At 57.3% G+C, this 23767-nt stretch carries 23 protein-coding genes; 15 read left to right on the top strand and 8 right to left on the bottom strand.

Translation table 11 applies throughout. The features are described 5' to 3' along the window. Positions 1–27: 27 nt before the first annotated feature. The 3 genes from rlmN to serC form a co-directional block, all read right to left on the bottom strand. Entirely contained in the window at positions 28–1077 is a 1050-nt protein-coding gene (gene rlmN, locus ACZ46D_RS04315; RefSeq protein ID WP_464928803.1) for a dual-specificity RNA methyltransferase RlmN, read from the bottom strand. Then, the gene (locus tag ACZ46D_RS04320; RefSeq protein ID WP_464928804.1) at positions 1077–1949 is read right to left on the bottom strand and encodes a radical SAM protein; all 873 of its coding nucleotides are present in this window, start codon (positions 1947–1949) and stop codon (positions 1077–1079) included. The genes rlmN and ACZ46D_RS04320 overlap by 1 nt, the downstream gene beginning before the upstream one ends. A 370-nt stretch (positions 1950–2319) precedes the next feature. After that, entirely contained in the window at positions 2320–3402 is a 1083-nt protein-coding gene (serC, locus tag ACZ46D_RS04325) for a 3-phosphoserine/phosphohydroxythreonine transaminase (protein ID WP_464928805.1), read from the bottom strand. A gap of 174 nt (positions 3403–3576) precedes the next feature. On the opposite strand from serC, the gene miaA reads away from it, so the two are divergent. From miaA to ACZ46D_RS04390, 13 genes are all read left to right on the top strand, one after another. Continuing rightward, the gene (gene miaA, locus ACZ46D_RS04330) at positions 3577–4533 is read left to right on the top strand and encodes a tRNA (adenosine(37)-N6)-dimethylallyltransferase MiaA (RefSeq protein WP_464928806.1); all 957 of its coding nucleotides are present in this window, start codon (positions 3577–3579) and stop codon (positions 4531–4533) included. Positions 4534–4540: 7 nt separating this feature from the next. Beyond that, entirely contained in the window at positions 4541–5101 is a 561-nt protein-coding gene (gene pgsA, locus ACZ46D_RS04335) for a CDP-diacylglycerol--glycerol-3-phosphate 3-phosphatidyltransferase (RefSeq protein ID WP_464928807.1), read from the top strand. A gap of 66 nt (positions 5102–5167) precedes the next feature. Continuing rightward, complete coding sequence (gene recJ / locus ACZ46D_RS04340; protein ID WP_464928808.1) at positions 5168–6916, top strand: single-stranded-DNA-specific exonuclease RecJ; 1749 nt, start codon at positions 5168–5170, stop codon at positions 6914–6916. A gap of 199 nt (positions 6917–7115) precedes the next feature. Beyond that, a complete protein-coding gene (gene purB / locus ACZ46D_RS04345; RefSeq protein ID WP_464928809.1) occupies positions 7116–8561 on the top strand; it encodes an adenylosuccinate lyase in 1446 nt (481 codons plus the stop codon). Between the two features lie 8 nt (positions 8562–8569). After that, positions 8570–8791 (top strand): DUF4911 domain-containing protein, encoded by a 222-nt coding sequence (locus ACZ46D_RS04350; RefSeq protein ID WP_464928810.1) that lies wholly within the window; start codon positions 8570–8572, stop codon positions 8789–8791. Continuing rightward, positions 8788–10116, top strand: a complete 1329-nt coding sequence (gene miaB, locus ACZ46D_RS04355) for a tRNA (N6-isopentenyl adenosine(37)-C2)-methylthiotransferase MiaB (RefSeq protein WP_464928811.1) — start codon at positions 8788–8790, stop codon at positions 10114–10116. Before ACZ46D_RS04350 ends, miaB begins: the two co-directional genes overlap by 4 nt. Before the next feature lie 164 nt (positions 10117–10280). Continuing rightward, positions 10281–10511 carry a hypothetical protein gene (locus ACZ46D_RS04360; RefSeq protein WP_464928812.1) on the top strand — a complete coding sequence of 77 codons (231 nt, stop codon included), beginning with the start codon at positions 10281–10283 and terminating at the stop codon, positions 10509–10511. Between the two features lie 7 nt (positions 10512–10518). Then, a complete protein-coding gene (locus ACZ46D_RS04365; protein ID WP_464928813.1) occupies positions 10519–10704 on the top strand; it encodes a hypothetical protein in 186 nt (61 codons plus the stop codon). Positions 10705–10726: 22 nt separating this feature from the next. Continuing rightward, positions 10727–11377 carry a histidinol phosphate phosphatase domain-containing protein gene (locus ACZ46D_RS04370; RefSeq protein ID WP_464928814.1) on the top strand — a complete coding sequence of 217 codons (651 nt, stop codon included), beginning with the start codon at positions 10727–10729 and terminating at the stop codon, positions 11375–11377. A gap of 73 nt (positions 11378–11450) precedes the next feature. Further along, positions 11451–12335: a chemotaxis protein CheW gene (locus ACZ46D_RS04375; RefSeq protein WP_464928815.1), complete on the top strand. Its 885-nt coding sequence runs from the start codon at positions 11451–11453 to the stop codon at positions 12333–12335. A gap of 59 nt (positions 12336–12394) precedes the next feature. Then, a complete protein-coding gene (locus ACZ46D_RS04380; RefSeq protein WP_464928816.1) occupies positions 12395–13138 on the top strand; it encodes a hypothetical protein in 744 nt (247 codons plus the stop codon). Then, entirely contained in the window at positions 13135–14616 is a 1482-nt protein-coding gene (locus tag ACZ46D_RS04385) for a RimK family protein (protein ID WP_464928817.1), read from the top strand. The genes ACZ46D_RS04380 and ACZ46D_RS04385 overlap by 4 nt, the downstream gene beginning before the upstream one ends. After that, positions 14613–15851 (top strand): carboxylate-amine ligase, encoded by a 1239-nt coding sequence (locus tag ACZ46D_RS04390; RefSeq protein WP_464928818.1) that lies wholly within the window; start codon positions 14613–14615, stop codon positions 15849–15851. The genes ACZ46D_RS04385 and ACZ46D_RS04390 overlap by 4 nt, the downstream gene beginning before the upstream one ends. Positions 15852–15943: 92 nt before the next feature. Here the strand turns inward: ACZ46D_RS04390 and ACZ46D_RS04395 are convergent, their stop codons facing one another. From ACZ46D_RS04395 to ACZ46D_RS04405, 3 genes are read right to left on the bottom strand one after another with little or no spacing between them, the layout of a single operon-like run. Next, complete coding sequence (locus ACZ46D_RS04395) at positions 15944–16441, bottom strand: ComEA family DNA-binding protein (RefSeq protein WP_464928819.1); 498 nt, start codon at positions 16439–16441, stop codon at positions 15944–15946. Then, positions 16422–18014 carry a citramalate synthase gene (gene cimA / locus ACZ46D_RS04400; protein ID WP_464928820.1) on the bottom strand — a complete coding sequence of 531 codons (1593 nt, stop codon included), beginning with the start codon at positions 18012–18014 and terminating at the stop codon, positions 16422–16424. The genes ACZ46D_RS04395 and cimA overlap by 20 nt, the downstream gene beginning before the upstream one ends. Before the next feature lie 3 nt (positions 18015–18017). Then, on the bottom strand, positions 18018–19238 hold the full coding sequence (locus tag ACZ46D_RS04405) for an aspartate kinase (protein ID WP_464928821.1): 1221 nt from the start codon (positions 19236–19238) through the stop codon (positions 18018–18020). 327 nt (positions 19239–19565) lie between these two features. Between ACZ46D_RS04405 and ACZ46D_RS04410 the strand changes: the two genes are divergently transcribed. Both ACZ46D_RS04410 and ACZ46D_RS04415 read left to right on the top strand, forming a co-directional pair. After that, positions 19566–20993 (top strand): peptidoglycan DD-metalloendopeptidase family protein, encoded by a 1428-nt coding sequence (locus ACZ46D_RS04410; RefSeq protein WP_464928822.1) that lies wholly within the window; start codon positions 19566–19568, stop codon positions 20991–20993. Positions 20994–20998: 5 nt separating this feature from the next. Next, positions 20999–21469 carry a tRNA (cytidine(34)-2'-O)-methyltransferase gene (locus ACZ46D_RS04415; RefSeq protein ID WP_464928823.1) on the top strand — a complete coding sequence of 157 codons (471 nt, stop codon included), beginning with the start codon at positions 20999–21001 and terminating at the stop codon, positions 21467–21469. On the opposite strand, the gene lpxB is transcribed toward ACZ46D_RS04415, so the two are convergent. Together lpxB and ACZ46D_RS04425 are read right to left on the bottom strand one after the other, a co-directional pair. After that, the gene (lpxB, locus tag ACZ46D_RS04420; RefSeq protein ID WP_464928824.1) at positions 21447–22610 is read right to left on the bottom strand and encodes a lipid-A-disaccharide synthase; all 1164 of its coding nucleotides are present in this window, start codon (positions 22608–22610) and stop codon (positions 21447–21449) included. The genes ACZ46D_RS04415 and lpxB overlap by 23 nt on opposite strands. Before the next feature lie 12 nt (positions 22611–22622). Further along, positions 22623–23591: a Gfo/Idh/MocA family protein gene (locus tag ACZ46D_RS04425; RefSeq protein WP_464928825.1), complete on the bottom strand. Its 969-nt coding sequence runs from the start codon at positions 23589–23591 to the stop codon at positions 22623–22625. Between the last annotated feature and the right edge of the window lie 176 nt (positions 23592–23767).

Below are 23767 nucleotides of genomic sequence, written 5' to 3' on the forward strand. Positions count from 1 at the left end.
CCTTGAAGGGCAGGGAAGGTTTGCGGCCTAATCTTCCTCGTCCGCCTCGGCCGCCAGCTGGCCGCAGGCCGCGGAGATATCCCCGCCTCGGGACTCGCGAATCAGAGCGGTGATCCCGGAATCGCGCAGGGTTTGCTGGAACAGCTCCACCTGCTCGCGGGCGGGGCTTTGGTAGGGGAAGGTTTTGTTCTCGTTGTAGGGCAGGAGGTTGACCTTGCAGCGCAGCTTGTGCAGTTTTTTGATCAAGAGGCGCGCGTGGCGCACGGAATCGTTGAGATCCTTGATCATGATGTACTCGATCATGACCTTGCGGCGGCTGGGCAGGGGATAGGCGCGGCAGGCGGCCAACAGCTCGTCCACCGGGTAGGTCTTGTTGATGGGCATGAGCTGGCTGCGCGTTTCATCGTCCGCTGCGTGCAGGGAAATGGCGAGATTGACCGTCACCGCCTCGCCCAGCTCCTTGAGCTTGGGGATGATGCCGCAGGTGGAGACGGTGATCCTTCGGCTGGAGAAATCGAGGCCGGTCTGCTCCATGAGGATGTTGAGTCCGTCGATCAGATTGTCGAAGTTGGCCAGCGGCTCGCCCATGCCCATGAAGACCAGGTTGTTGATCCGGTTTTTGCCCTGGGCTTGGACAATCTCGGTCACGGCCTGGACCTGGCCCACGATCTCGCCAGCGGTCAGGTTGCGGACAAAGCCCATGGTGCCGGTGAGGCAGAAGTTGCAGCCCATGGCGCAGCCCACCTGGGAGGAGACGCAGAGGGTTAACCGTTCCCCCTCGGGGATGAGCACGGATTCGATGACTGCCCCGTCTGCCAAGCGAAAGCCGTACTTGACGCTGCCGTCCTGGGAGCGCTCCTCCATGGCCGGGGAAAGGCGGCTGATGGTGGCAATCTCCGCCAGCTTGGCCCGGACCTCCTTGGAGATGTCGGTCATCTGGGAGAAATCGCTGATCCCGGTGCGGTAGAGCCAGGCAAAGATCTGCTGGGCCCGGAAGGCCGGCCAGCCTTGGGCTTTGACCCAATCGCGCATCTGGAGCAGGGTGAGGTTTTTGAGATCGATTTTTTCCGTTTCCATTACAAGGCTCGCAGATATTCGGGTTTGAGCCGGGTGTGCCCGGCCAGGGCCTGGTCGATGGCCGCCAGCACCGCCTCTTTGTCCCGGGGCATTCTGGCGTTGATCGCCAGGTAATTGGAGGCGTGGTTGCTCTGGAGCTGGCCCTTTTTCAGGTCAAGATGTTCCACCATGGTGCGCAGCTCGCGCAGCATGCCGTACTGGTCCGGCAGCTCGAATTTTCCCGCTCTTTCCAGCTGATAGAGCGGGGTGTTTTCCAGGAGCATCAGGGTGAGGATGCCGGTCTGGTTGGGCTCCATGGCTGAGAGCACCTGGCTGGTGGCCTTGGCGTGCTCCAGGGAAAGCGTGGCCCCTGCAATGCCGAGCAGGGCGGTGACCGAGAGAAAAAGATTGGCGGCTTTAACCCGCTGGCCCGCCTCGATCATCTGCGCGGCATCCGCGCCCTTGTCGATGGCAGTGAGGACTGGATCGTAGCCGCTCTCAAGTCCCATGTACACCCGGTGCAAGCCGAGCCCCTTCAATTCCAGGAGCTGATCCACGCTTTTATTGCGGATGGCGCGGGCATTGCCGTAAAGACTGACTCGGTTCACCCAGGGCAGCCGTTGCTTGATCTTGGTCAGCAGTTCCACCAACCGAGATTGGCTCAGGGCAAGGACATCACCGTCGGCCAGGAAAACTCGGGACTGCCTGGTGCAGTATTGGGCGGCAAAATCGAGGTCTGCCTCGACTATTGCCCAGTCCTTGATGCGGAAGCGCTCTTCTTTATAGGTGCCGCAGAAGGTGCAGCGGTTATGGGAGCAGCCCACCGTCACTTGGAGGATGATGCTGTCCGCCTCGCTGGGCGGGCGGATGATGTGGGCGCCTTCGTAATGCATGCTCTATTCGTCAATTCCTATGCTTCATAGCCGTTACAATCCCATTGGCCCGCAGCCGAGCACCGGAGAGGCTGCCGAAAGGGGATTTGCACTGTTTGAGGCGAAAGCCGAGTTTGCAAAGCCCCGGCAGCATCGAGGAGTACCCCTGCGGGGCATAAACTCCGGGTATCCCGCCTTCGGCGGGACAAGGGACACAGGGGGCCCTTTCTTCGCCGCTTCGCTGCTGGTTCGTTTCTTTGGGCAAACAAAGAAACGAACAGAAAAACGAAGGTGTTCTCTTGCTGCTGAGATTGCTCGGTACTCAGAAATAAAAAATGGTCAGCGGCTTCGCAGGAAACCAGCTGACCATCGGGTTTGCAATGGAGAAGAATCAGCTGTTCTTTTTCTCGAATTCCTTCATAAAAGCAACCAGCGCCTCGACCCCGGCCTTGGGGAAGGCGTTGTAGATCGACGCTCTGCAGCCGCCGACGGAGCGGTGTCCCTTGAGGCCGTCCATTCCCTTGGCGGTGGCCTCCTTGATGAACTGGGCCTCCAATTCCGGGGTGGGTAGGTTGAAGGTGATGTTCATATTGGAGCGGGAGCCTGCTTTAGCATGGCCCCGGTAGAAATCAGTGGCGTCGATGGCGTTGTAGAGGATGGCCGCCTTCTCCTGGTTGATTTTTTCCATGGCTGCGACGCCGCCGAGTTTTTTGAGCCATTTGAGGACCAACCCCACCACATAGATGGAAAAGCAGGGCGGGGTGTTGAACATGGAGCCGTTGTCCGCGTGGGTCTTGTACTTGAGCATGGTGGGCAGGGTTTCCGGGGCGCGATCCAGCAGATCCTCGCGGATGATGACCACCGTGACCCCGGCAGGCCCCATGTTTTTCTGGGCTCCGGCATAGACGATGCCGAAGGGGGTGATATCGAACTCGCGGGAGAGGATGTCCGAGGACATGTCGGCGATGAGCATCTTCTCGCTCTTGGGCATGGCGGGGAACTGGGTGCCGTAGATGGTGTTGTTGGTCACGAAGTAGAGGTATTCCGACGTCGGATCCACGGTATAATCGCTATCCTTGGGCACATGGTTGAAGGTGGATTCCTCGCTGGAGTAGGGGACCTGGATGTTGCCGAACAGCTTGGCCTCCTTGATCGCCTTCTTGGCCCAGACCCCGGTGTTGAGGTAGCTGGCGGTCTTGCCCGGTCCCAGCAGGTTCATGGGGATCATGGCGAACTGCATGGAGGCACCGCCCTGGAGGAACAACACCTTGTAGTTGGCCGGAATCTTCATCAGCTCGCGGAGGTTCGCCTCGCACTCGTCCACCACGGCGATAAAATCCTTGGAGCGATGGCTCATCTCGATGAGGCCCATGCCCTTGTTGTTGAAGTTTACAATGTCCTTGGCCGCCTGGATGAGCACCTCCTCGGGGAGGGTGGATGGTCCGGCGCTGAAGTTGTAAATTCTCTCGGGCATGATCTTCTCCTTTGTGGAATATATGGTATATAGAGGTCTTATTCGTTGATAATGCTGGTTTTTCCGGCCCGGAGTTGCCTGCTTGCCGGCCGGATTGCAAACTTGTATTTGTACCGGAAACCAGCTTGAAGAACAATTCTTTTCTTTGTCTTATATAAGGATACGTTGCCACCCATGGATCGGCCTGCCACCGGAACGCCGCTGACCGAACCCGTGCTCGTCCTCATCGGCCCCACGGCCGTGGGCAAGACCGCGCTCTCCCTCGCCCTGGCCGAGCGGTTTTCCTGCGAGATCGTGGGTCTTGATTCCATGCAGATTTACCGGCACATGGACATCGGCACCGCCAAGGCCACCGCCGAGGAACGCGCCAGAGTACCCCATCATCTTCTCGATGTGGTGGACCCGGACGAGGAGTACCATGTGGCCCGCTATGTGGCGGACGCCGCCCAGGCCTGCCGGGAGATCATCGCCAGGGGCAACCACCCCTTGCTGGTCGGCGGCACGGGTCTCTACCTCAAGGGCTTGCTGGAAGGGCTGTTCGAGATTCCCCCCGTGTCGGAGGCGGTGCGGGCCATCCTGAGGCAGCGGCTGGCGGAAGAGGGAAGGGCGGTTCTCTTTGGTGAGCTGGGCCAATGCGATCCCGAATCCGCCGGCCGCATCCACCCCAACGATACCCACCGCTTGCTGCGGGCCTTGGAGATCTTCCAGGCCACCGGGCGCCCCTGGAGCGAACATCTCCGCGAGCAAAAGGTTCAGCCCGCCTTGACCAAGGTGTTGCAGATCGGCCTGGATTGCGAGCGGGAGGCGCTCTATGAACGGATCAACCTGCGGGTGGAGCAGATGGTTGCAGAGGGGTTATTGGCTGAGGTGGAAAAATTACTGGGCATGGGGTATGATCCAGGCTTGAAAGCCATGCAGTCCATCGGCTACCGCCACATGCTCCAGTTTCTCCAGGGCCAATGGGATTGGGACGAGACCCTTTTCCTGCTGGCCCGCGATACCAGGCGCTATGCCAAGCGGCAGATGACCTGGTTTGGCAACGATCCGCGGATTTGTTGGTTTGTCCCCTCCGAGGCGGCAACGATTTTTGACCGTGTCAGAGATTTTCTTTCAGGAGCAAAAGGGGAGTGAGCAGCGCATGAACATCCCGAATCTTCTCACCATGGGCAGGATTCTGCTGATCCCCCTCCTGGTCATCTTCCTGCTTGACGGCAGGGAGCTTGCCGCCTTCTGGGTTTTTGTCCTGGCCGGCGTCACCGATGCCTTGGACGGATTCCTGGCCAGGGTGCTGAAACAGAAAACCGATTTCGGCGCCTTTATCGATCCCATTGCCGACAAGCTGCTGCTGATTACCTCCTACATCACCTTGGCCGTCCTGGGTGTTTTGCCGAAATGGCTGGCCGTGATCGTGGTGAGCAGGGATGTGCTCATCTGCGGGGGGATCGGCATTCTTATGCTCTATGACCGCGACTTCAAGATAAAACCCTCCCTGGTCAGCAAGGTGACAACCTTTCTGCAGCTGCTCACCGTGGTCTTCTATCTTGGCCACGAATACCTCCAGCCCATTTTCCCCGCAGGTGGTTATCTGATTTATGCCACTGCTATTTTCACCGTTCTCTCAGGAGTCCATTACATCGTCAGGGGGGTTGGCATTCTTGGCGACCCCGAGGCAGCGACTCCGCGTCAGGCGAACGAATAGCAAGAATAGTTTCGCCCATCCAAATCAATACAATCAAAACATGAAGTAAATTGTGAGGGGTATCCTTTGTCCAGAATTGAAAAAATCTGGGAGATAGCTCCCATTGATCACGCGCGGGTAAGCCTTTTGGCGGCCGAGCTGGACCTGCCCAAGCCGATGGCGGCAATCCTTCTGGGCAGAGGCGTGGAAAACCGGACTCAGGCGGAGCAATTTTTTTCTTCTTCCCTTGCCGAGCTGCCCTCGCCCTTTCTCATGCAGGGGATGGCGGCGGCGGTGGAGGTTGTTTTGCAAGCTCTTGCCCGGCAGGGCCCGGTGATTGTCTATGGCGACTACGATGTGGATGGCACCACCGGGGCTGCTCTCCTATTTCTTTTCCTGAAAAAAATCGGTTTTTCAGATGTATACGTCTGCCAACCTCATCGTTTACTTGAGGGATACGGGTTGCATCTTGAGACGATTCGGCGCACCGTCCCGCCTGGGGTGCTGGAGCAGGCGCCCCTGGTAATTACCGTTGATTGCGGCATCTCAAGCAATCTTCAGGTCCGGCAGTTGCAGGACCTTGGATGCCAGGTCGTTGTTACGGATCATCATCAAGCACCCGAGGAATTGCCTCAGGCTGAGGCGGTGTTGGACCCGCAACAAAAAGAGTGCACCTTCCCGGAGAAGAATCTGGCCGGGGTCGGGGTTGCTTTTTATCTGGCCATGGGAATCAGAAAAACGCTCCATGACCAAGGACTCTTTAAGGAAGGGCAGGAGATTCCCAATCTTAAATCCTATCTTGATCTGGTTGCCGTTGGCACCGTGGCAGATATGGTCCCGATTATAGGGGTAAATCGCATTCTTGTTAAAGCAGGACTTGAGGTATTATCCGGCTCTGTTCGACCAGGCCTTGCGGAACTCAGCCGGGTGTCAGGCATCAGTGGCTCCGGGGTAACCTGCGAGGATATTGGCTATCGCCTCGGACCCCGCCTCAATGCCGCAGGGAGAATGGGGGATGCCGGTCGGGCCTTGGAACTATTAATTTCGGAAGATCCGGAACGGGCCAAGGCTCTTGCCCATGAATTGAACTTGGAAAACGAGCTGAGAAAATCCGTGCTTGAGGCAATGTGTCAGGAGGCGGTTATCCTGGCTGAAACGGCTGTTAAGGCTGGGGAAAAAGGGCTGATTATTACTGGGGAAGGCTGGCATCCGGGGGTGATCGGCATTGGCGCGGCCAGAATGGTCGAGAAGTTTAACCGGCCCACGTTGTTTTTTACTATTAAGGATGGCATGGCAAAAGGTTCCGGGCGATCGGTGTCTGGGGTGAATCTGTACGGATTACTTAAGGAGAAGTCTGAACTTTTTACGGCCTTTGGTGGCCATGAAGCCGCTGTGGGGTTGACCCTGCCTGCGGGGAATCTCCCGGAGCTGGAAGCGCATTTTCAGAGGCGATTGGGCGAACTCGTAACGGACAGGATGCTTGCCCCCAAGGTTGGCATAGCCTGGCATGAGGAAGGCGGCAGTATTTTCGACCAGGGATTCCTGCAGATGTATGAAAAGATGGCGCCGTTTGGCATGGGAAATTCCGAGCCGGTTTTCAGCGCCCAGGGCATGGCGGAGAAACCCCGTGAGGTTGGCGTCAATCATTTAAAATTCACCGTGCGATTCAACGGTGCGATTCTCGACGGCATTGGTTTTGGTCTGGCCGGGGATTTTCAAACCCTTCTTGAGAGTGGCCAACCCTTGGGGGTGGCGTTCAGACTCCGCCGTAATACTTTCCGCGATAAAACCAGCTGGCAGGTGGAAGCGGTGGATTTCAAGCAGTTATCGTCTTGATTTAATTTGTTTTTATTTTACTATACATAATATACATTATGCGACGTTGTGTATTAAGGTGAAACTCGAGGCTGTCGCAGCCCCCCTTTCACGAGCATTTTTTCTTGTTTCTTGGTAAAGAATTCCCTGTTAATGAAGCCGTTATTTTCGGGTGGATCTGTACCGAACCGAATCACATTATTGAGAGATGGAGATGGTCATGAATCGTGATATCTATCAGGAGCCCCTGGTCAGCCGGTACACCAGCCGCGAGATGCAGGAGCTTTTTTCCGAGCGTACTAAATTTGAAACCTGGCGCCGCTGCTGGATCGCCCTGGCCGAGGCCCAGCATGAAATGGGTCTTTCCGATCTCGTCACCAGCGGTATGCTCGATGAGCTGCGCGCCCATGCCACGGATATCGATTTCGAGTTGGCCTCGGCTAAGGAGAAGGAAATCCGCCATGATGTCATGGCCCATGTCTATACCTATGGCCTCAAGTGCCCTACTGCCGAGCCGATTATCCATCTCGGCGCCACCTCCCAGTTTGTCGGCTGCAACACCGATTTGCTTCTCCAGAAAAAGGGGCTGCAGCTCATTAAGAAGAGCTTGGTGAATGTCATTGCCAACCTGGCCGCCTTCTGTCGCCAGCACAAAGGTCTGGCAACCCTGGGCTACACCCATTATCAGCCAGCTCAGCCCACCACGGTCGGCAAGCGTAACACCCTGTATATTCAGGATCTTCTCATGGATCTTGATTACCTGGAGCACCTGGAGGCGCAGATCAAGGCGCGCGGGGCCAAGGGAACGGTCGGCACCCAGGCCACCTTTATCGAGTTGTTCAAGGGAGATCACGACAAAGTTCGCAAAATGGATGAACTTGTTGCGAAAAAACTTGGATTTACCGAGGTTTTTGCCGTTACCGGCCAGACATACACCCGCAAGCTCGACATGAAAACCGTGGAGACCCTGGCCGGCATCGGCGCCACTGCCCACAAGTTTGCCGTGGACTTGCGGCTGCTCAGTAACCTTAAGGTTCAGGAAGAGCCCTTTGAAAAGAATCAGGTCGGCAGCTCGGCCATGGCCTACAAGCGCAACCCCATGCGTTCCGAGCGGATGACCGGTCTGGCGAGAAAGCTCATGGGTCTGGTGGGCAATTTCGGCGCCACCTACGCCAATCAATGGTTTGAGCGGACCCTGGACGATTCGGCCATTCGCCGCATGGATATTCCCCAGGCCTTTTTGCTCACCGATGCCATCTTAAAGTTGTTTCTCAATGTTTCCCAGGGAATGGTTGTCTATCCGAAACAAATTGCCCGCCATTTGGCTCAGGAGCTCCCCTTCATGGCCACGGAGAAGATTCTCATGGCCTGTGTGGAGAAGGGAAAGAGCCGCCAGGAGATGCATGAGGTGGTCAAGGTCCATTCCGTGGCCGCCGGCAAGGTGGTGAAGGAAGAAGGGCTGGCCAACGATCTGCTCGTCCGCCTTGCCAATGATCCGGCGGTGCCCTTCAATGTGCAGGAGCTGCAAGAGTTGGTCGGAGACGGCAGCGAGTTTGTCGGCCGGGCGCCGCAGCAGACCGATGAATTCCTCGATGAGGTGGTCATGCCCCGGCTTGCCAAGTACAAGGATATTCTCGGCGGGGTTGATTCCGCGTTGAGCGTGTGATGAATGCCATGGCAAGCAGCTTGGCCAGTTGTCGGATTCGAATCGACCCGGAACAGATCTATTTTTTGAAATTCATTCTCGAGGCCTATGACAATCTGACCATCATGTCCACCGTGGACCGGATCGAGGGGGTGATGGAGTTGAAGTACCCTCCTGAGTTGGAGCAGGATGTGAGGCAGGTGCTGCAGAGCATGGCTCAGCGTCTTAAGAAGGTAAAGTATCAAGCATGACACAGCTTCTCTACATGGAAACCTTTGGCTGCCAGATGAATGAGCGTGATTCCGAGATCATGGCCCAGCTTCTTGGCGAGCATGCCTATGTCCAGACCGATCAGCCCGAGCAGGCCGATGTGGTGGTGGTCAATACCTGCAGTATCCGCGGCAAGGCAGCGCACAAGGCGTACAGCTGCTTTGGCCGTTACAAGAAGCTCAAGGCGACCCACCCCAATCTCATCCTGGCCGTGACCGGTTGCGTGGCCCAACAGGATGGCGCGGCCCTGCTGGAGCGGATGCCCTATATCGATATCGTCATGGGCCCGCAGTCGATTTACGCCCTGCCCTCCCTGGTGGCAACATTTAGCCGGGACAGAAAACCTCTGGTGGTTACGGAGCTTTCCGCCGATTTTGTCATCCCCCCTTTTCTCCCCAACCTGGCGGAGGGCCCTTCGCATAAACGGTTCATCACCATCATGCAGGGGTGCGATAATTTCTGCACCTACTGCGTGGTGCCCTATACCCGGGGCCGGGAGATAAGCCGGAGTTTTACCGATATTCTGGCCGAGGCAACCCATCTTGTGAGCCAGGGGGTCAAGGAGATCACCCTCATCGGCCAGAATGTCAATTCTTACGGCAAAGGGTGCGACGGCATCCAGGGCAAAGGTTTCCCCGAACTCCTGCGCGCGGTGGCCGGTATCGAAGGTCTGGAGCGGCTGCGTTTCACCTCATCCCATCCCAAGGATCTCTCCGAAGAGCTGATGCGTTGTTTTGCCGAGATTCCCGTGCTCTGCCCCCATTTTCACCTCCCGGTTCAGTCCGGCTCAAACAGTATCCTGCAGCGGATGAACCGCAAGTACACCATCGAGGCCTACCTCGACAAGGCGGCCCGGCTGCGGGAATACCGGCCGGACATCGCCCTGACCACCGATATCATCGTCGGTTTTCCAGGGGAAACGGAGGAGGACTTTGCCGCCACCATGCAGGTAATGGAGACGGTGCAATACCACGGCTCCTATTCCTTCAAGTATTCCGACCGCCCCAATGCCAAGGCCGCTGATTTCCCCGACAAGGTCGCGGAAGAGGTCAAGACCGAGCGGCTTGCCCGCTTGCAGGCGCGGCAGGAGGAAATTGCCCTGGCGCTTAAGCAATTGGATATTGGTAAAACCCTGGAAGTCATGGTGGAAGGGGCAAGCAAGTCTCCGGCCAATCAATGGAGCGGCCGGACCGGTGGGAATCAGATTGTGAATTTTTCCTGCGAAACGCTATTGGTTCCTGGTCAGTTGCTTATGGTTGAGATCGAGAGTGCCTGCCAGAATTCCTTGCGGGGGAAAATGATTTAGGGCACGAAATCCCACAACATCGGGCTTTGGTTGTGCTATGATGACGATAAATTTGCATGATAACTTACCTATGTAAGAATGAAATGTATTCATCTAAGCAGCCGCTTAAGTGGATGGCAAGAGCCACCACTTAGCTCGGGTGTTTAGCGGGGCGGGAGTCGATAATGATTACATTTAATCGAAGAGTTGTAACAGCTCTGGGTATCTTAATTTTTATTGGGGTATTTGCGATCTTCTTTAAAGTTCATGAAATGAATAGTCGCCTAGGCGATTTGGAATCGTCAATTGATGACCAGGCAGGTGAGACAGCCCGTCTAGAAGATTCTTTAAATGATCAGGAAAGCGAAATTGAAAACATTCGATCTGATGTTGACGATTTGCAATCCCAAAGGTGATAAATAGATGAAGACATTTATCCGAAATTTTTTTACCGCAATTCCACTGGCCATTGGCACTCTTTTAACCTTGTTTAGCGTTGTATTTGCCATGGAACCAAGCGTAGGAGACAATGGCTTTTCCGCCATCGTCCTGGGCCTAATAGGAATCCCCACACTTTTTGCAGCAATATTAAATATCTCAAAGGAATAATATTCTGCCTAATGGAGCTCCCATGATTGATCTACATACCCACTCCCTGTTCAGCGACGGTGAACTCGTCCCGGCCGAGCATCTGCGTCGGGTGGAAATTCTCGGTTATTCGGCCATCGCCATCACCGATCACGCCGATTCCTCCAACCTGGATTTCATCATCCCTCGCATTGTGCAGGCGGCGGCTGATCTGAATAAATACTCCAAGACCCAGCTCCTGCCCGGCATCGAACTGACCCATGTGCCGCTGGAGCAGTTTGCGGAACTCACCCGCAGGGCGCGGCAGCTTGGGGCCAAGATCGTGGTCGGTCATGGGGAAACCCCGGTGGAGCCGGTGCGGCCTGGGACCAACCGGGCTGCCATCGAGGCTGGCGTCGATGTTCTGGCCCATCCCGGCTTTATCACCCAGGAAGATGCACAACTTGCCGCGGACAAGGGGATTCTCCTCGAGTTGTCCGGCCGCCGGGGGCACTCGCTCACCAATGGGCATGTGGCCAAGATGGCCCTGGCCGCAGGCGCTGGTCTGGCGGTGAATGCCGATGCCCATGGGCCCGGGGACTTTCTCACCGCCAAAACGGCAGAAATGGTGGCGCTGGGCGCCGGACTTTCCCTTGAGGACTATGCGCGGATTCGCGCAGTCATGGCGGCGCTGGTTGCGAAAGTGGCCGGCTGATTTCTTCAAAAAATAGGATGTAGGAGTGAGCGGCAGATGTTGGGGAGATAATCCCATTAAGGAGATGTGGTTGATGCCCGCAGAGATTGCTTCTGAAAATCAGGAATACACCAATGCCCATGAGTATCTGGTTTTTACCTCCGCCGACCAGAAATTCGGTTTGAGGCAGGAGGTGTTGGTTGCGATCATCGACATGCCCCGCCACACCCTGATTCCGCATATGCCTTCTCATATGCGGGGAGTCATAGACTATATGGGCAAGGCTGTGCCGGTGTACGATATCCGAAAAAAAATGGGTATCGCCACCCTGACAGAGGAGATCAACACCCTGATCGACTCCCTTGGTCAGCGCAAGCAGGATCACCTTGCCTGGCTGGAAAAATTAAAAGATCAGGTTGCAAACGGCCAGGAAATCTCGGTGCAGACAGACCCGCATAAATGCGCCTTTGGGCTCTGGTATGACACCTGCAAATTTCATAGTTATAACCTGACCGACTACATGGCTCAATTTGACGCCCCGCACAAAAGGATTCATTCCCTGGCCGTTGAGGTGAGTATTCTTATCCAGGCCGGAAAATTTGAAGCAGCAAAGGATGTTATCCATCAGGCGGAAAATAATGAGTTGCAAACCCTGCTCTCCTTGTTTGACGGCGCAGCCAAGAAAATAAAGAAATTCACCTACGAATACGCGGTTATTTTTGAACGCGCCAATGGCCAGCGTGTTTCCATCCTTGCCGACAACCTCGAATACTTCGGCCTGCTTGACGAGGTTATTTCTCCCCTGCCCATGGCCTTTTCCATGCAGCACGGCAATTTTATCGACGCCTTGGGGCGCAAGAGCAAGGGGGATACTCCCGAAGAGATTCTGATCCTGAACATCGAGAAATTCCTGCTGGATGAAACAGGCAACCCGCCGCCACTCTTGCCGGAGGGGTCTGATACCGCAGCTGCTTCCTGAAGATTTTAGAGAGGGGGAAAGAATCCCCTTATTTTTCTTGATATCCTGGGGATACCCATTTGGAAGCCTTCCTTGACGTCACCATCCTGCCGCAACCCGACCTCACCACCTGTGGCCCCACCTGCCTCCACGCCGTGTATCAATACTACGACGACGACATCACCTTGACCAGGGTGATCGACGAGGTGAAAAGCCTGGAAACCGGCGGCACCCTGGATGTCTTCCTCGCCTGCCACGCCCTGCGCCGGGGCTACAAGGCGCGGATCTACACCTACAACCTCCAGGTCTTCGACCCCACCTGGTTTCTCTATGGTCCGGATTATATCGCGGCGCGGCTTCTGGCCCAGATGGAGGCCAAGGAGGATGCCAAACTCCACCTCGCCACCCGGGGCTATCTCGATTTTCTCAACCTCGGCGGGGAGCTGCGTTTCGCCGACCTCACCCCTGCCCTGCTCCGCAAATACCTGAAACGCTCGATCCCGGTGCTCACGGGCTTAAGCTCCACCTACCTGTACCGAAGCATGCGGGAATACGGCGACCTCTGCGAGGATGACGATGTGCGCGGCCATGCCTCCGGCCATTTTGTTGTGCTCTGCGGCTACAACCGGCCGGATCGGCTGGTTGCCATCGCCGACCCGCTCATGGGCAACCCCATGTCAACCAGCCAGCAATACCAGGTGGCCATCGACCGGGTAATCTGCGCTATTCTGCTGGGCATCGTCACCTACGACGCCAACCTTCTCATCATCGAGCCCTCCATGAAAAAAGGCAATGGCCGGATGAATAACACGGTGATTGCATGAAGGTGCTGATTGTCGTCAACGACCCCAAGGATTGGCCCCTGGCCATCAGCGAGGTGGAGATTGTCCCGGCTCGCGCTTACCTCACCGATGCGGCCTACGCGGAAATGACCTCGGCCCGGGTGTTCAACCTCTGCAAATCCTATCGCTACCAGAGCACGGGTTATTATGTCTCCCTGTTGGCTGCGGCCAGGGGGCACAAACCCTTGCCGGACGTGGCCACCATCCAGGATTTCAAGACCCAGGCCATTATCCGCATCGCCTCGGACGACCTGGACCAGATCATCCAGCAGAGCCTGTGTCAGATAAAATCGCCGGAGTTTGTGGTGAGCATCTATTTCGGGCATAACGTGGCCAAGCGGCACGAAAAGCTCGCCCAACAGCTGTTTAAGATTTTCCAGGCCCCCTTTCTGCGCGCCAGCTTCAGCCATAATGAAAAAGACGGCAAATGGCAACTGACCGGCATAACCCCCATCGCGGCCAACGATATCCCGGAAGATCACCGCGATTTTGCCGTGGAGATGGCTGCGGAGTATTTCAAGGGGCGGCATCGCATTTTTCATCGGCGGCGCACCGCCCGCTACGATCTGGCCATCCTCCACGACCCGGCCGAGGCGGAAGCTCCCTCCAACGCCAAGGCTCTGCAGCGCATGGTCAAGGCGGCGGAGAATGTTGGTTTTGCCACCGAGTTCATTCAAAAGGATGATTACGGCAGGCTGGCCGAGTTCGATGCCCTCTTTATCCGGGAAACCACCAGCGTTATCCACCACACCTACCGTTTCGCCAGAAGGGCCGTGGCTGAAGGCTTGGTGGTAATCGACGATCCGGAGTCGATCCTGCGCTGCACCAACAAGGTGTTTTTGGCGGAGATCCTCACCCGGCACCGGATTCCCATCCCCAAGACCCGCATCGTCCATCAGGGCAACTGGCAACAGTTCGCCGCGGAGCTGGGCTTTCCCTGTGTGCTCAAAAAGCCGGACAGCTCCTTTTCCCAAGGGGTGGTCAAGGTGGATAACGAGGCGGAGCTGGCCCGGGAGCTGCCGGTCCTGCTGCAAAAATCAGAGCTGGTCATCGCCCAGGAGTTCATGCCCACCACCTATGACTGGCGGATCGGGGTCTTCGACCGGCAACCGCTTTTTGCCTGCAAATACTTCATGGCCCCGAAGCATTGGCAGATCATCAAGCGGGACCAGGCCGGACGCAAGCTCGACGACGGCGAGGCCGAGACCCTGCCGGTGGAGCATTGCCCCCCCGCGCTGATCAAGCTGGCGCTCAAGGCCTCGGCCCTCATCGGCGATGGCCTGTACGGGGTGGACATCAAGCAGGTGGGCAACAGCTTCTATCTCATCGAGATCAACGACAACCCCAATATCGATGCGGGCGTGGAAGACAAGGTGCTGAAAGACGAGCTCTATCTCCGGTTGATGCGGGTCTTTGCCCGCAGGGTGGACGAGCGCAAGGGCGGCGGGCTGTGGGCATGAGCCAAGACGAGTTATTTCATAAATTCGGCATCGAACTGGAATACATGCTGGTCCGTGAGGAAACCCTTGATGTGGCGCCCATTGCCGACCGTATCCTGGAGCGGGTTGCGGGCACCATCACCAACGAGGTGGAACGGGGCATCATGGCCTGGTCCAACGAGTTGGCCCTGCATGTGATCGAGATCAAGAACAGCGATCCGGTCTCTGATCTGCCGATGCTGGTGGAAAAACTTCAGAAAGAGGTTGAGGAACTCGGCCGGGTGGCAGCGAGCCAGGGGGCGATCCTTTTGCCCACCGCCATGCACCCCTGGATGGACCCGCATAGCGAAACCCATCTCTGGCCCCACGGCAACCGGGACATCTATCACGCCTACAACCGAATCTTCAACTGCCAGGGCCATGGCTGGTCCAACGTGCAGTCCACTCATCTCAACCTGGGCTTTGACTCGGACGAAGGATTTGCCCGTCTGCATGCGGCGATCCGGGTATTGCTCCCCATCCTCCCGGCCATCGCGGCAAGCTCGCCCGCGGCGGACGGTGCCCTCACCGGCTGGCTGGACACCCGACTGAATTATTACCAGTTCAACCAGCAGCGGATTCCCTCCATCACCGGTCAGGTCATCCCGGAGCCGGTTTTCAGCGAGGCCGATTATGAGCGGGAGATTTACCAGCGTCTGCGCCGCGACATTGCGCCCTTTGATCCGGACGGGGTGCTGGAAGCGGAATGGCTCAACTCCCGTGGGACCATTGCCCGTTTCGACCGCAATGCCATCGAGATCCGGGTCCTGGATATCCAGGAGTGCCCGCTGGCCGATGTTTCCCTGGCGGTGCTGATCTGCGCGGTGTTGAAAGGCTTGACTGCAGAGCGCTGGTCTGGGTTGGCGGCGCAGAAGGCGGCGGAGACCGGAGGAATGGCGGAGATTTTTGTCGGCACGGTCAAGGATGGCGAAGAGGCGGTGATCGACAACCGCCGTTACCTTAGCTTGTTTGGCAGAGTGGGAAACGCAGCCATGACCGCGGCAGAGTTGTGGCAGGATCTGGCTGTGGAGTGTACCCCGGAGTTGGCCGCAGCCGGGCACACCATCCGACAGGGTGTGGAAAGCATGCTCGCCCAAGGGCCGTTGTCCCGGCGGATCATCCGGGCGCTTGGCGCCAGGCCTGACAGGGAGCGGTTTCGGGAGGTGTACCGGGAGCTGGGGAAATGCCTGGCCCAGGGGCGGCTTTTTTTAGCGTAGCACGTTCAAGGTGCTTTTGTAGGAACAGCTTCAGCCGCGATCCGGTAGTTATCGCGGCTGAAGCCGCTCCTGCAGGATGCAACAATTTTGCATTAATCGACAACCAAGTGGGCCTTGAGTATCTTCAGCTTGGCCGGGCCAACCCCCTTGACCTCGTCCAGTTCCTCAATGGCATTGATCCTCCCATGCTGCTCGCGAAACTCGATGATTCTCCGGGCAAAGACCGGACCGATCCCGGGAATGGTGATCAGCAGCTCTTCGTCGGCCTGATTGATGGGAATGGGCTTGAAAAACAAGGGGGCCAGTTTGGCCGGGGGTTTTCTTGATGCATTGTTTTCCTGTCCGGGAGCGGCTTCGGCCTGTGGCTGGTCTTCCTCTCCCGGGTAAGCGGCATCGGCAGGCACCCGGTAGAGACCGGTGGCGACTGAACCATCGCACCAGGCAAGTTTTGACGGGGCGGGAACTTCATGTTGCGGAAGGATCGGCCAGCCCATGCGGACAGCGGTAACGGACAGGATGCCCAGGGCAAAAAGGACGAGCACCAACGGGCGCAGGTCCTTTCTCCCGGTATCAGTGCCTGTTCTGTTCATCCTTCATGAGCTTGTAGGTGATGCTGTCCACCAGGGCCTGCCAGCTTGCCTCAATGATGTCCGGGGAAACCCCCACCGTGCCCCAGTGGCTGTTGTGATCGCGGGATTCGATCAGCACCCGCACCCGGGCCTCGGTACCGTGTTCGCTGGCCAGTACCCGCACCTTGTAATCCTGCAGCTCCATCTCCTTGAGATTCGGGTAGAACTGGGTCAGGGCCTTGCGCAATGACTTGTCCAGGGCGTTGACCGGGCCGTTGCCATGGGCGGCGGTATGCACCTCCTCGCCGGCCACGGATAAGCGGATGGTGGCTTCCTCCTGAAGCACGCCGTCCGGATTCTTCTGGCTGATCACCCGAAAGCCGTGCAGGTCGAAATACTTCTTTGGGGTTCCCATGGCGCGGCGCATGAGGAGCTCGAAGGATGCCTCTGCCCCTTCGTACTGAAAGCCTTGATTCTCCAGGTTCTTCAGCTCCTTGACGATGGCGCTGACCACCGGATCCTTGCTGTCCAGATCCAGGCCGAACTTCTTCGCCTTGACCAGCACGTTGCTTTTGCCGGAAAGATCCGAGATCAGCACCCGCCGCACGTTGCCCACCTTTTCCGGTTCCAGGTGCTCGTAGGTCAGGGGGTTGCGCTGCACGGCGCTCACGTGGATGCCGCCCTTGTGGGCAAAGGCGGACTGCCCTACGTAAGGCTGGTACTTGTTGGGGGAGAGGTTGGCCAGTTCGGAAACAAAACGAGAAACCTCGGTGAGCCGGTGCAGGTTGGCCGCAGCCGCAAACTCATAGCCCATTTTCAAGGCCAGGGCCGGCATGATCGAGGTGAGGTTGGCGTTGCCGCACCGCTCGCCAAAGCCGTTGGCCGTGCCCTGCACCTGGGAAGCGCCCATGGAAACAGCGATCAGGGAGTTGGCCACCGCGCACTCGGAATCGTTGTGGGCGTGGATGCCGAACTCTATCGAGGATTTTTTCGCCTTCAGATGCGCCTTTACTGCCTCGATGATCGCGGCAAGCTCAGTGGGCAGGGTGCCGCCGTTGGTCTCGCAGAGCGCCAAGCAGTCGGCGCCGCCGGCAATGGCCCGATCCAGGGTGGCCAGAGCGTATTCCCGGTTGGCCTTGAAGCCGTCGAAAAAATGTTCGGCATCGTAAAACAGATGCTGGACATGGGGCCGCAGATATTGCAGCGACTCCTCGATGATCAGCAGGTTGTCGTCGAGCCCGATGCGCAGGGCATCGTGGACATGGATGTCCCAGGTCTTGCCGAAGATGGTGATCCCCGGGGTTTTCGCAGCGATCAGGGCATTGAGGTTACCGTCCTGTTCCGCCGGGTTGGCAAACAGCCGGGTGGAGCCAAAGGCCGTCACCTTGGTGTGCTTGAGTTCGTACTTCTGGATTTCCTTGAAGTACTCCACGTCCTTGGGGTTGGAGCCCGGCCAGCCGCCCTCGACATAGTCGATCCCCAGTTCGTCGAACTTGAGGGTAATGCGGAGTTTGTCTTCCAGCGAGAGGTTGAAATTCTCGGCCTGGGTTCCGTCCCGCAGGGTGGTGTCGTAGATGGCGACTGGATGTGTCATACCTTAATTGCCTTTGCCCAGCCCGAATGCGTCATGCAGGGCCCGGACCGCCAGTTCCGCGTATTTCTCCTCGATGACGCAGGAGACCTTAATCTCGGAGGTGCTGATCATCAGGATGTTGATCCCTTCCTGGGCCAGAACCTTGAACATGGTGGAGGCGATGCCTGCGTGGTTGCGCATGCCTACCCCGACGATGGAGACCTTGACGATATTCTCGGAACCGGTCACACTTTCGGCGCCGATTTCAGCCACAACCCGTTCCGTGATCTGCATGGTTTTTTTGTAATCGGTGCGCGGCACGGTGAAGGTCATATCGGTGAGTGCGCCCTCGCGGGTGTTCTGGATGATCATGTCCACGACAATGCCTTCATTGGTGATCGGGGTGAAGATTTTGGAGGCGGTGCCCGGCACGTCGGGGACCTTGCTGATGGTGATGCGGGCTTCGTTCTTGCTGCAGGTTACTCCGGATACCGGATTCGATTCCATTTCTTTATCCTCCTCTACTACCCATGTTCCTTCGGTTTCCGTGAAGGTGGAACGAACATGGACAGGAACTTTATAGCGTTTGGCAAAACCGACCGAGCGGATGTCCAGCACCTTGGCGCCGAGACTGGCCAGTTCCAGCATTTCATCATAGGAGATACGGTCTATCTTTCTGGCGGTGGCGCAGACGTTGGGGTCGGTGGTGTACACCCCTTCCACATCGGTGTAGATCTCGCACTCGTCCGCCTTGAGCGCGGCAGCCAGGGCCACGGCCGTGGTATCGGAGCCGCCCCTCCCCAAGGTGGTGAGGTCGCCGTCCTCGGTGACCCCCTGAAATCCGGCCACCACCACGATTCTGCCCGCGTCCAGATGACGGTTGATCAGTTCCGCGTCGATGGTCTGGATTCGGGCCTTGGTGTGCATCCGGTCGGTGGTGATCTTCACCTGATCGCCTAAAAGCGAGATGGCATCAAGCCCCGCCTCCTTCACCGCCATGGCGAAGAGGGCGATGGTCGCCTGTTCGCCGGTGGCCAGGAGAACGTCCATCTCCCTGGGGTCGGGGATGGCCTGCATCTGGTTGGCCAGATCGACGAAACGGTTGGTCTCGCCGGCCATGGCCGAGAGCACGACCACCATCCTGTGTCCCTTGCGGCTGTAGCCCATGACCCGTTCGGCCACCGCCTTGATTTTTTGCGGGTTTGCCACCGAGGTCCCGCCGAATTTCTGCACGATTAACGCCATTGGTGCCTGCTGCTCCTGATCTGGATGTTAAAAAAAATCTGCCGGAAGGCAAATATTGATAAAAAATATCCGGCTCCCCACTTGTTGAAGCCGGAAAAAATTTCGAAAATGCAGTGTGCAACAATTTTATTTTTTTTTCAACCGAACAAATTGTTTGGGGCAGGATTTTCCCCATGTGTCTAAAAGAACCACGATACCGAGATAAATGACAGGTAAAAGAAACTTGTAATAGTCGCCTAATCTTGCTAAACAGAACATGTTTAACTAAAGGTAGGCATCCATATGAAGGCGTGAGTGTCCGCTACAATCCTATGGAATGGAGTGTTAATGGTAGAGAAAATCAACATATTCGCCCTGATTCGCAAAACGTGCAAAGCCTCCCTTTTTCGGCTATGCCCGCCGTGCCTCGCCGCCTTCTCCCGGGGATTGGCCCGTTTCCACAGCAATACGCAAAGACAGCTGGTCATTTTTCTGAACACCTCCCATTTCCTTACTATTGGTGTTTCCCTGGCGCTGGTTGTCGCCTTTTTTCTCTATGCCGTGGATGGGCAACCCATCAAGAGGACAGATCCTTACGCTTCCGGTGAAACCGAAGATTTTCTCCCCAACGTCCGGGAGATTGTTGGGGAGATCCGTCCGGGGGATTCGCTGAGTTCATCCTTCCGCTCCAACGGGGTAGATGAGGGGGTTCGGGAGTCGGTGATCACCGCCTTTGATGGTGTGGTGGATTTCCGGGAGATGAAGCCTAAGGACCGTTATACCCTGACCCTTGGTGACGACGGCAGTCTGGTCAAATGTCTTTACGAATCGGGGCCGCTTGAGGTCCATACCATCGAACGCACGCCCGAGGGCTGTTTAAAGGCCAAGAAACTTGATGTTTCCCTCGATTGCCGCACGGTGAAACTGCGGGGCAAGATCGAATCATCCCTTTTTGCCGCGCTCAGCGCTTTCCATGAAGACCCCAAGCTGATCTACAGCTTTGCCGACATCTTTGCCTCCAAGATCGACTTCAACACCGAGACCCGCTATGGCGACACCTTTGAGCTGGTTTTTGAAAAGTATTTCAAAAACAACCAGTTTGTCGGCTACGGCAAGATCCTGGTGGCGCGGTATAACAGCAAGGAAGTCGGCCCGCTGGAAGGCTTCTATTATGACCGGGGCCGTGAGGAGACCGCCTATTTCGATCACAATGGCTACGAGCTGGGCGAATCGTTTATCCGTTCCCCCGTGCCCATGGCCAGGGTCTCTTCCGGATTTACCTACCACCGTTATCATCCGGTTCTGGATATTGTCCGTCCCCATCTGGGCGTTGATCTTGCCGCGCCGATGGGGACTCCGATCATGGCCACCTCCGACGGCCGGGTGAACTTTGCCGGTTGGAAAGGCGGTTATGGCAAACAGATCATCATTGACCACGGTGGCGGCTACCAGACCCACTATGGGCATCTTTCCGGTTTCGCCAAGAATATTACGGCCGGGGCCAGGGTTCGGCAAAAACAGATCATCGGCTATGTCGGTTCCACCGGCATCTCCACCGGCCCGCATCTTGATTACCGGATGGCGCAGAACGGGGTCTTCTCCAACCCCTTCAATGTCAAGTTTCGCCCGCGCTCCCAGCTGGCAGGAACCCAGCTGGTTCGCTTCCGTCAGGAATTTCAGTCGCTCACCCAGTTGGCCAGCAGCCTGGATGATCCCAAGGTTGTGGTGGTGAAGAACGTGGTGGTCACCCCGGACAACCCGATCTCCATGCTGTAATCCTTTTGCCCTCCCCTGCCCCTTTTCATATCGTTCTGGTTGAGCCGGAGATACCCCCCAATACCGGGAGCATCTCCCGGCTGTGCGGGGCCACGGACACGATCCTGCACCTGGTTCGCCCCTTGGGTTTTTCCACCGACGACAAGCATCTGAAACGGGCCGGCCTTGACTACTGGAAGTTTGTCGATATCCGCTACTGGGACAGTTTTGAGGAATTTCTCGCGGCCCAGGATGAGCTGCGTCTGCACTTTTTCACCACCAAGGTGGACCGAGCGTACACCGAGGTGCGCTACCTTCCCGGCGATTATCTGATCTTCGGTCGCGAGACCAAAGGGCTGCCCGAGGAGATCATCACCCTGTATCGGGAAAGGTGTGCTACCATCCCCATGAGTAACCCCAACATCCGCAGCATCAACCTGGGCATGGCCGCAGCGGTGGTGCTCTACGAGGCGATCAGGCAGCGGGATTGGGGGTGATCGTGTCCAGAGCCAGCCGCGCGGCCCGCATCGAGGCTCCTGCCCCGCCCAGCCGTTCCCGAACCTCGGCAAGGCCTGCCAGCATGCGCTCGCGTTCCGTTTGATTCGCCACAAGCCTTACTGTGGCTGCGGCGATCTTTTCCGACGTCGCCGCATCCTGCAACAGCTCCGGCACCACCTCCCGTCCCGCCACCAGATTGACCAAAGATGCGTATTGGACCTTGATCAGCCGCCGCCCTAAAAAATAGGTGAGCGGCGATACCCGGTAGGAAATAACCATGGGCACATCCAGGATGGCCAGTTCCAGGGAGACGGTGCCCGAGGCTGCCATGACCGCGTTGCAGGCGGCCATGAGCTCGTAGCGGTTCTCCCGGATCACCCGAACCTCGACCCCTGCCTCCGCCAGGCCATTGGCCAGAAGATCATCCTCGCTCAGGGTCGGGGCCAGGGGCAAGACAAAGACCGGCTTGATCAGCTGCGCCTGCATCAGTCTTGCCGCGGCCAGGAAGACCGGGAGCATCCCGGCTATCTCTCGCCTGCGACTGCCCGGCAGGATACCGATTACCGTGCTGTCCGGGGCAATGCCCAGGGATTGGAGAAACTCCGCCCGGGGCATGGCGGCGCGCACCGTATCCATGAGAGGGTGGCCCACATACTCCACCGCCATCCCGCGTTCTTGGTAGAACTCCTTTTCAAAGGGCAGGATCACGGCCAGCCGGTCCACCAGCTTTTTGATGGTCTTGACCCTGCCGCTGCGCCAGGCCCAGACCTGCGGGCTGATGTAGTAGAACACCGGGATGCCGAACCGCTTGGCCTTTTTGGCCAGGATCAGGTTGAAATCGGGATAGTCGATGAGGATCAAGAGGTTGGGGGGATGTTCCCGGAGCCTTTTTTCCAGGGCGTGCATGGCTTCGCGGATGAAACGGAAATGGCTGATGACCTCGACGATACCCACCACGGCCAGCCGGGAGGAATCGTAGAGGATCTCCACCCCCTGGGCAGCCAGGGCCGGCCCGCCGATGCCGCAAACGGCAAGATCCGGGGCCAGTTCCCGCATGGCAGCAACGAGCTTTGCCCCGTGCATGTCGCCGGAGGCCTCGCCGGCGACGATCATGATCCGAGGGGCGTTCAGATTTGGCATGGTTTTCTGATCTCAGCCGTTGAACAGCTGGCGGTGGGTGTCGGCATGTTCCTTGATCCGGGCCATGATTTCCTGGGCCACGGCCAAGGCCAGTCTTCCTTCCCTGCCCGAGACCTTCGGCTGGGTCCGGTTGCGGACATTGTTGACAAAATCCTTCAGCTCCATCTCCAGGGCGTCCTGGTGCAGATAGCAGGAAGAAATGACCTCCTCCTGGGGCATGCCGTTTTCGTCCAGTTCCTTGCCGGGCTTGATCACGGTGATCTCCTTCTTGCCGTAATCAACCGCCAAAAAGGAATGGGGCTGGAAAACGCGAAGCCGCCGGATGTTTTCCCGGGAAACGCGGCTTACGGTGAGATTGGCGGTGCAGCCGTTCTCAAAGATCAAGCGGACGTTGGCGATATCTGTGGTCTGGGTGAAGACCGGCATGCCCACCGGGTGCATGGAGGCGATGGGCGATTTGACGATGCTTAAGACAATGTCGATGTCGTGGATCATCAGGTCGAGGACCACATCGACGTCCAGGCCCCGTGGTTTGAAGACATGGATCCGGTGCGACTCGATGAAGAGCGGCTGGGTGAGATGTTCGGCCATGGCCAGAATGGCGGGATTGTACTGTTCGATATGGCCGACCTGCAGGATGCGCTGCCCCTGCTCAGCCAGGGCGATGAGCTCATCGGCCTCGGCCAGGGTGGTGGTCATGGGCTTTTCCAGCATGACATCCTTCCCGGCGAGAAGACATCTTTTGGCCACCTGGTGATGCAGGCTGGTGGGCACCACCACGCTCACCGCATCGACCTGATCAAGCAGCGCCTGATAATCGGCAAAGGCCGTGGTGTTGCAGGCAGCGGCGACCTCGGCGGCGTAGGCCGGGTTGAGATCCGCCACCCCCACCAGCTCTACCTCCGGGTTTGCCATGTATTTTTGGGCGTGAAACTTGCCGAGATACCCTACCCCGATAACCCCGATGCGTGTCTGTGTCATAATATTGTCTGCCTGTACGCTTGAATTTCCTGAGAAATTACGCCATTGCGCGGGAAGTGACAAGATAAAAGGTGTAAAAAACATGCTTTGCTCCTTGGGCCTTTCACCTTGGACCTCATAATATAGTTTGGCAAATCTAAGGAAATCAATTTATAGGGGGGGCAAGTTATGCTACT

The organism is Thiovibrio sp. Mzg5, assembly GCF_055379285.1.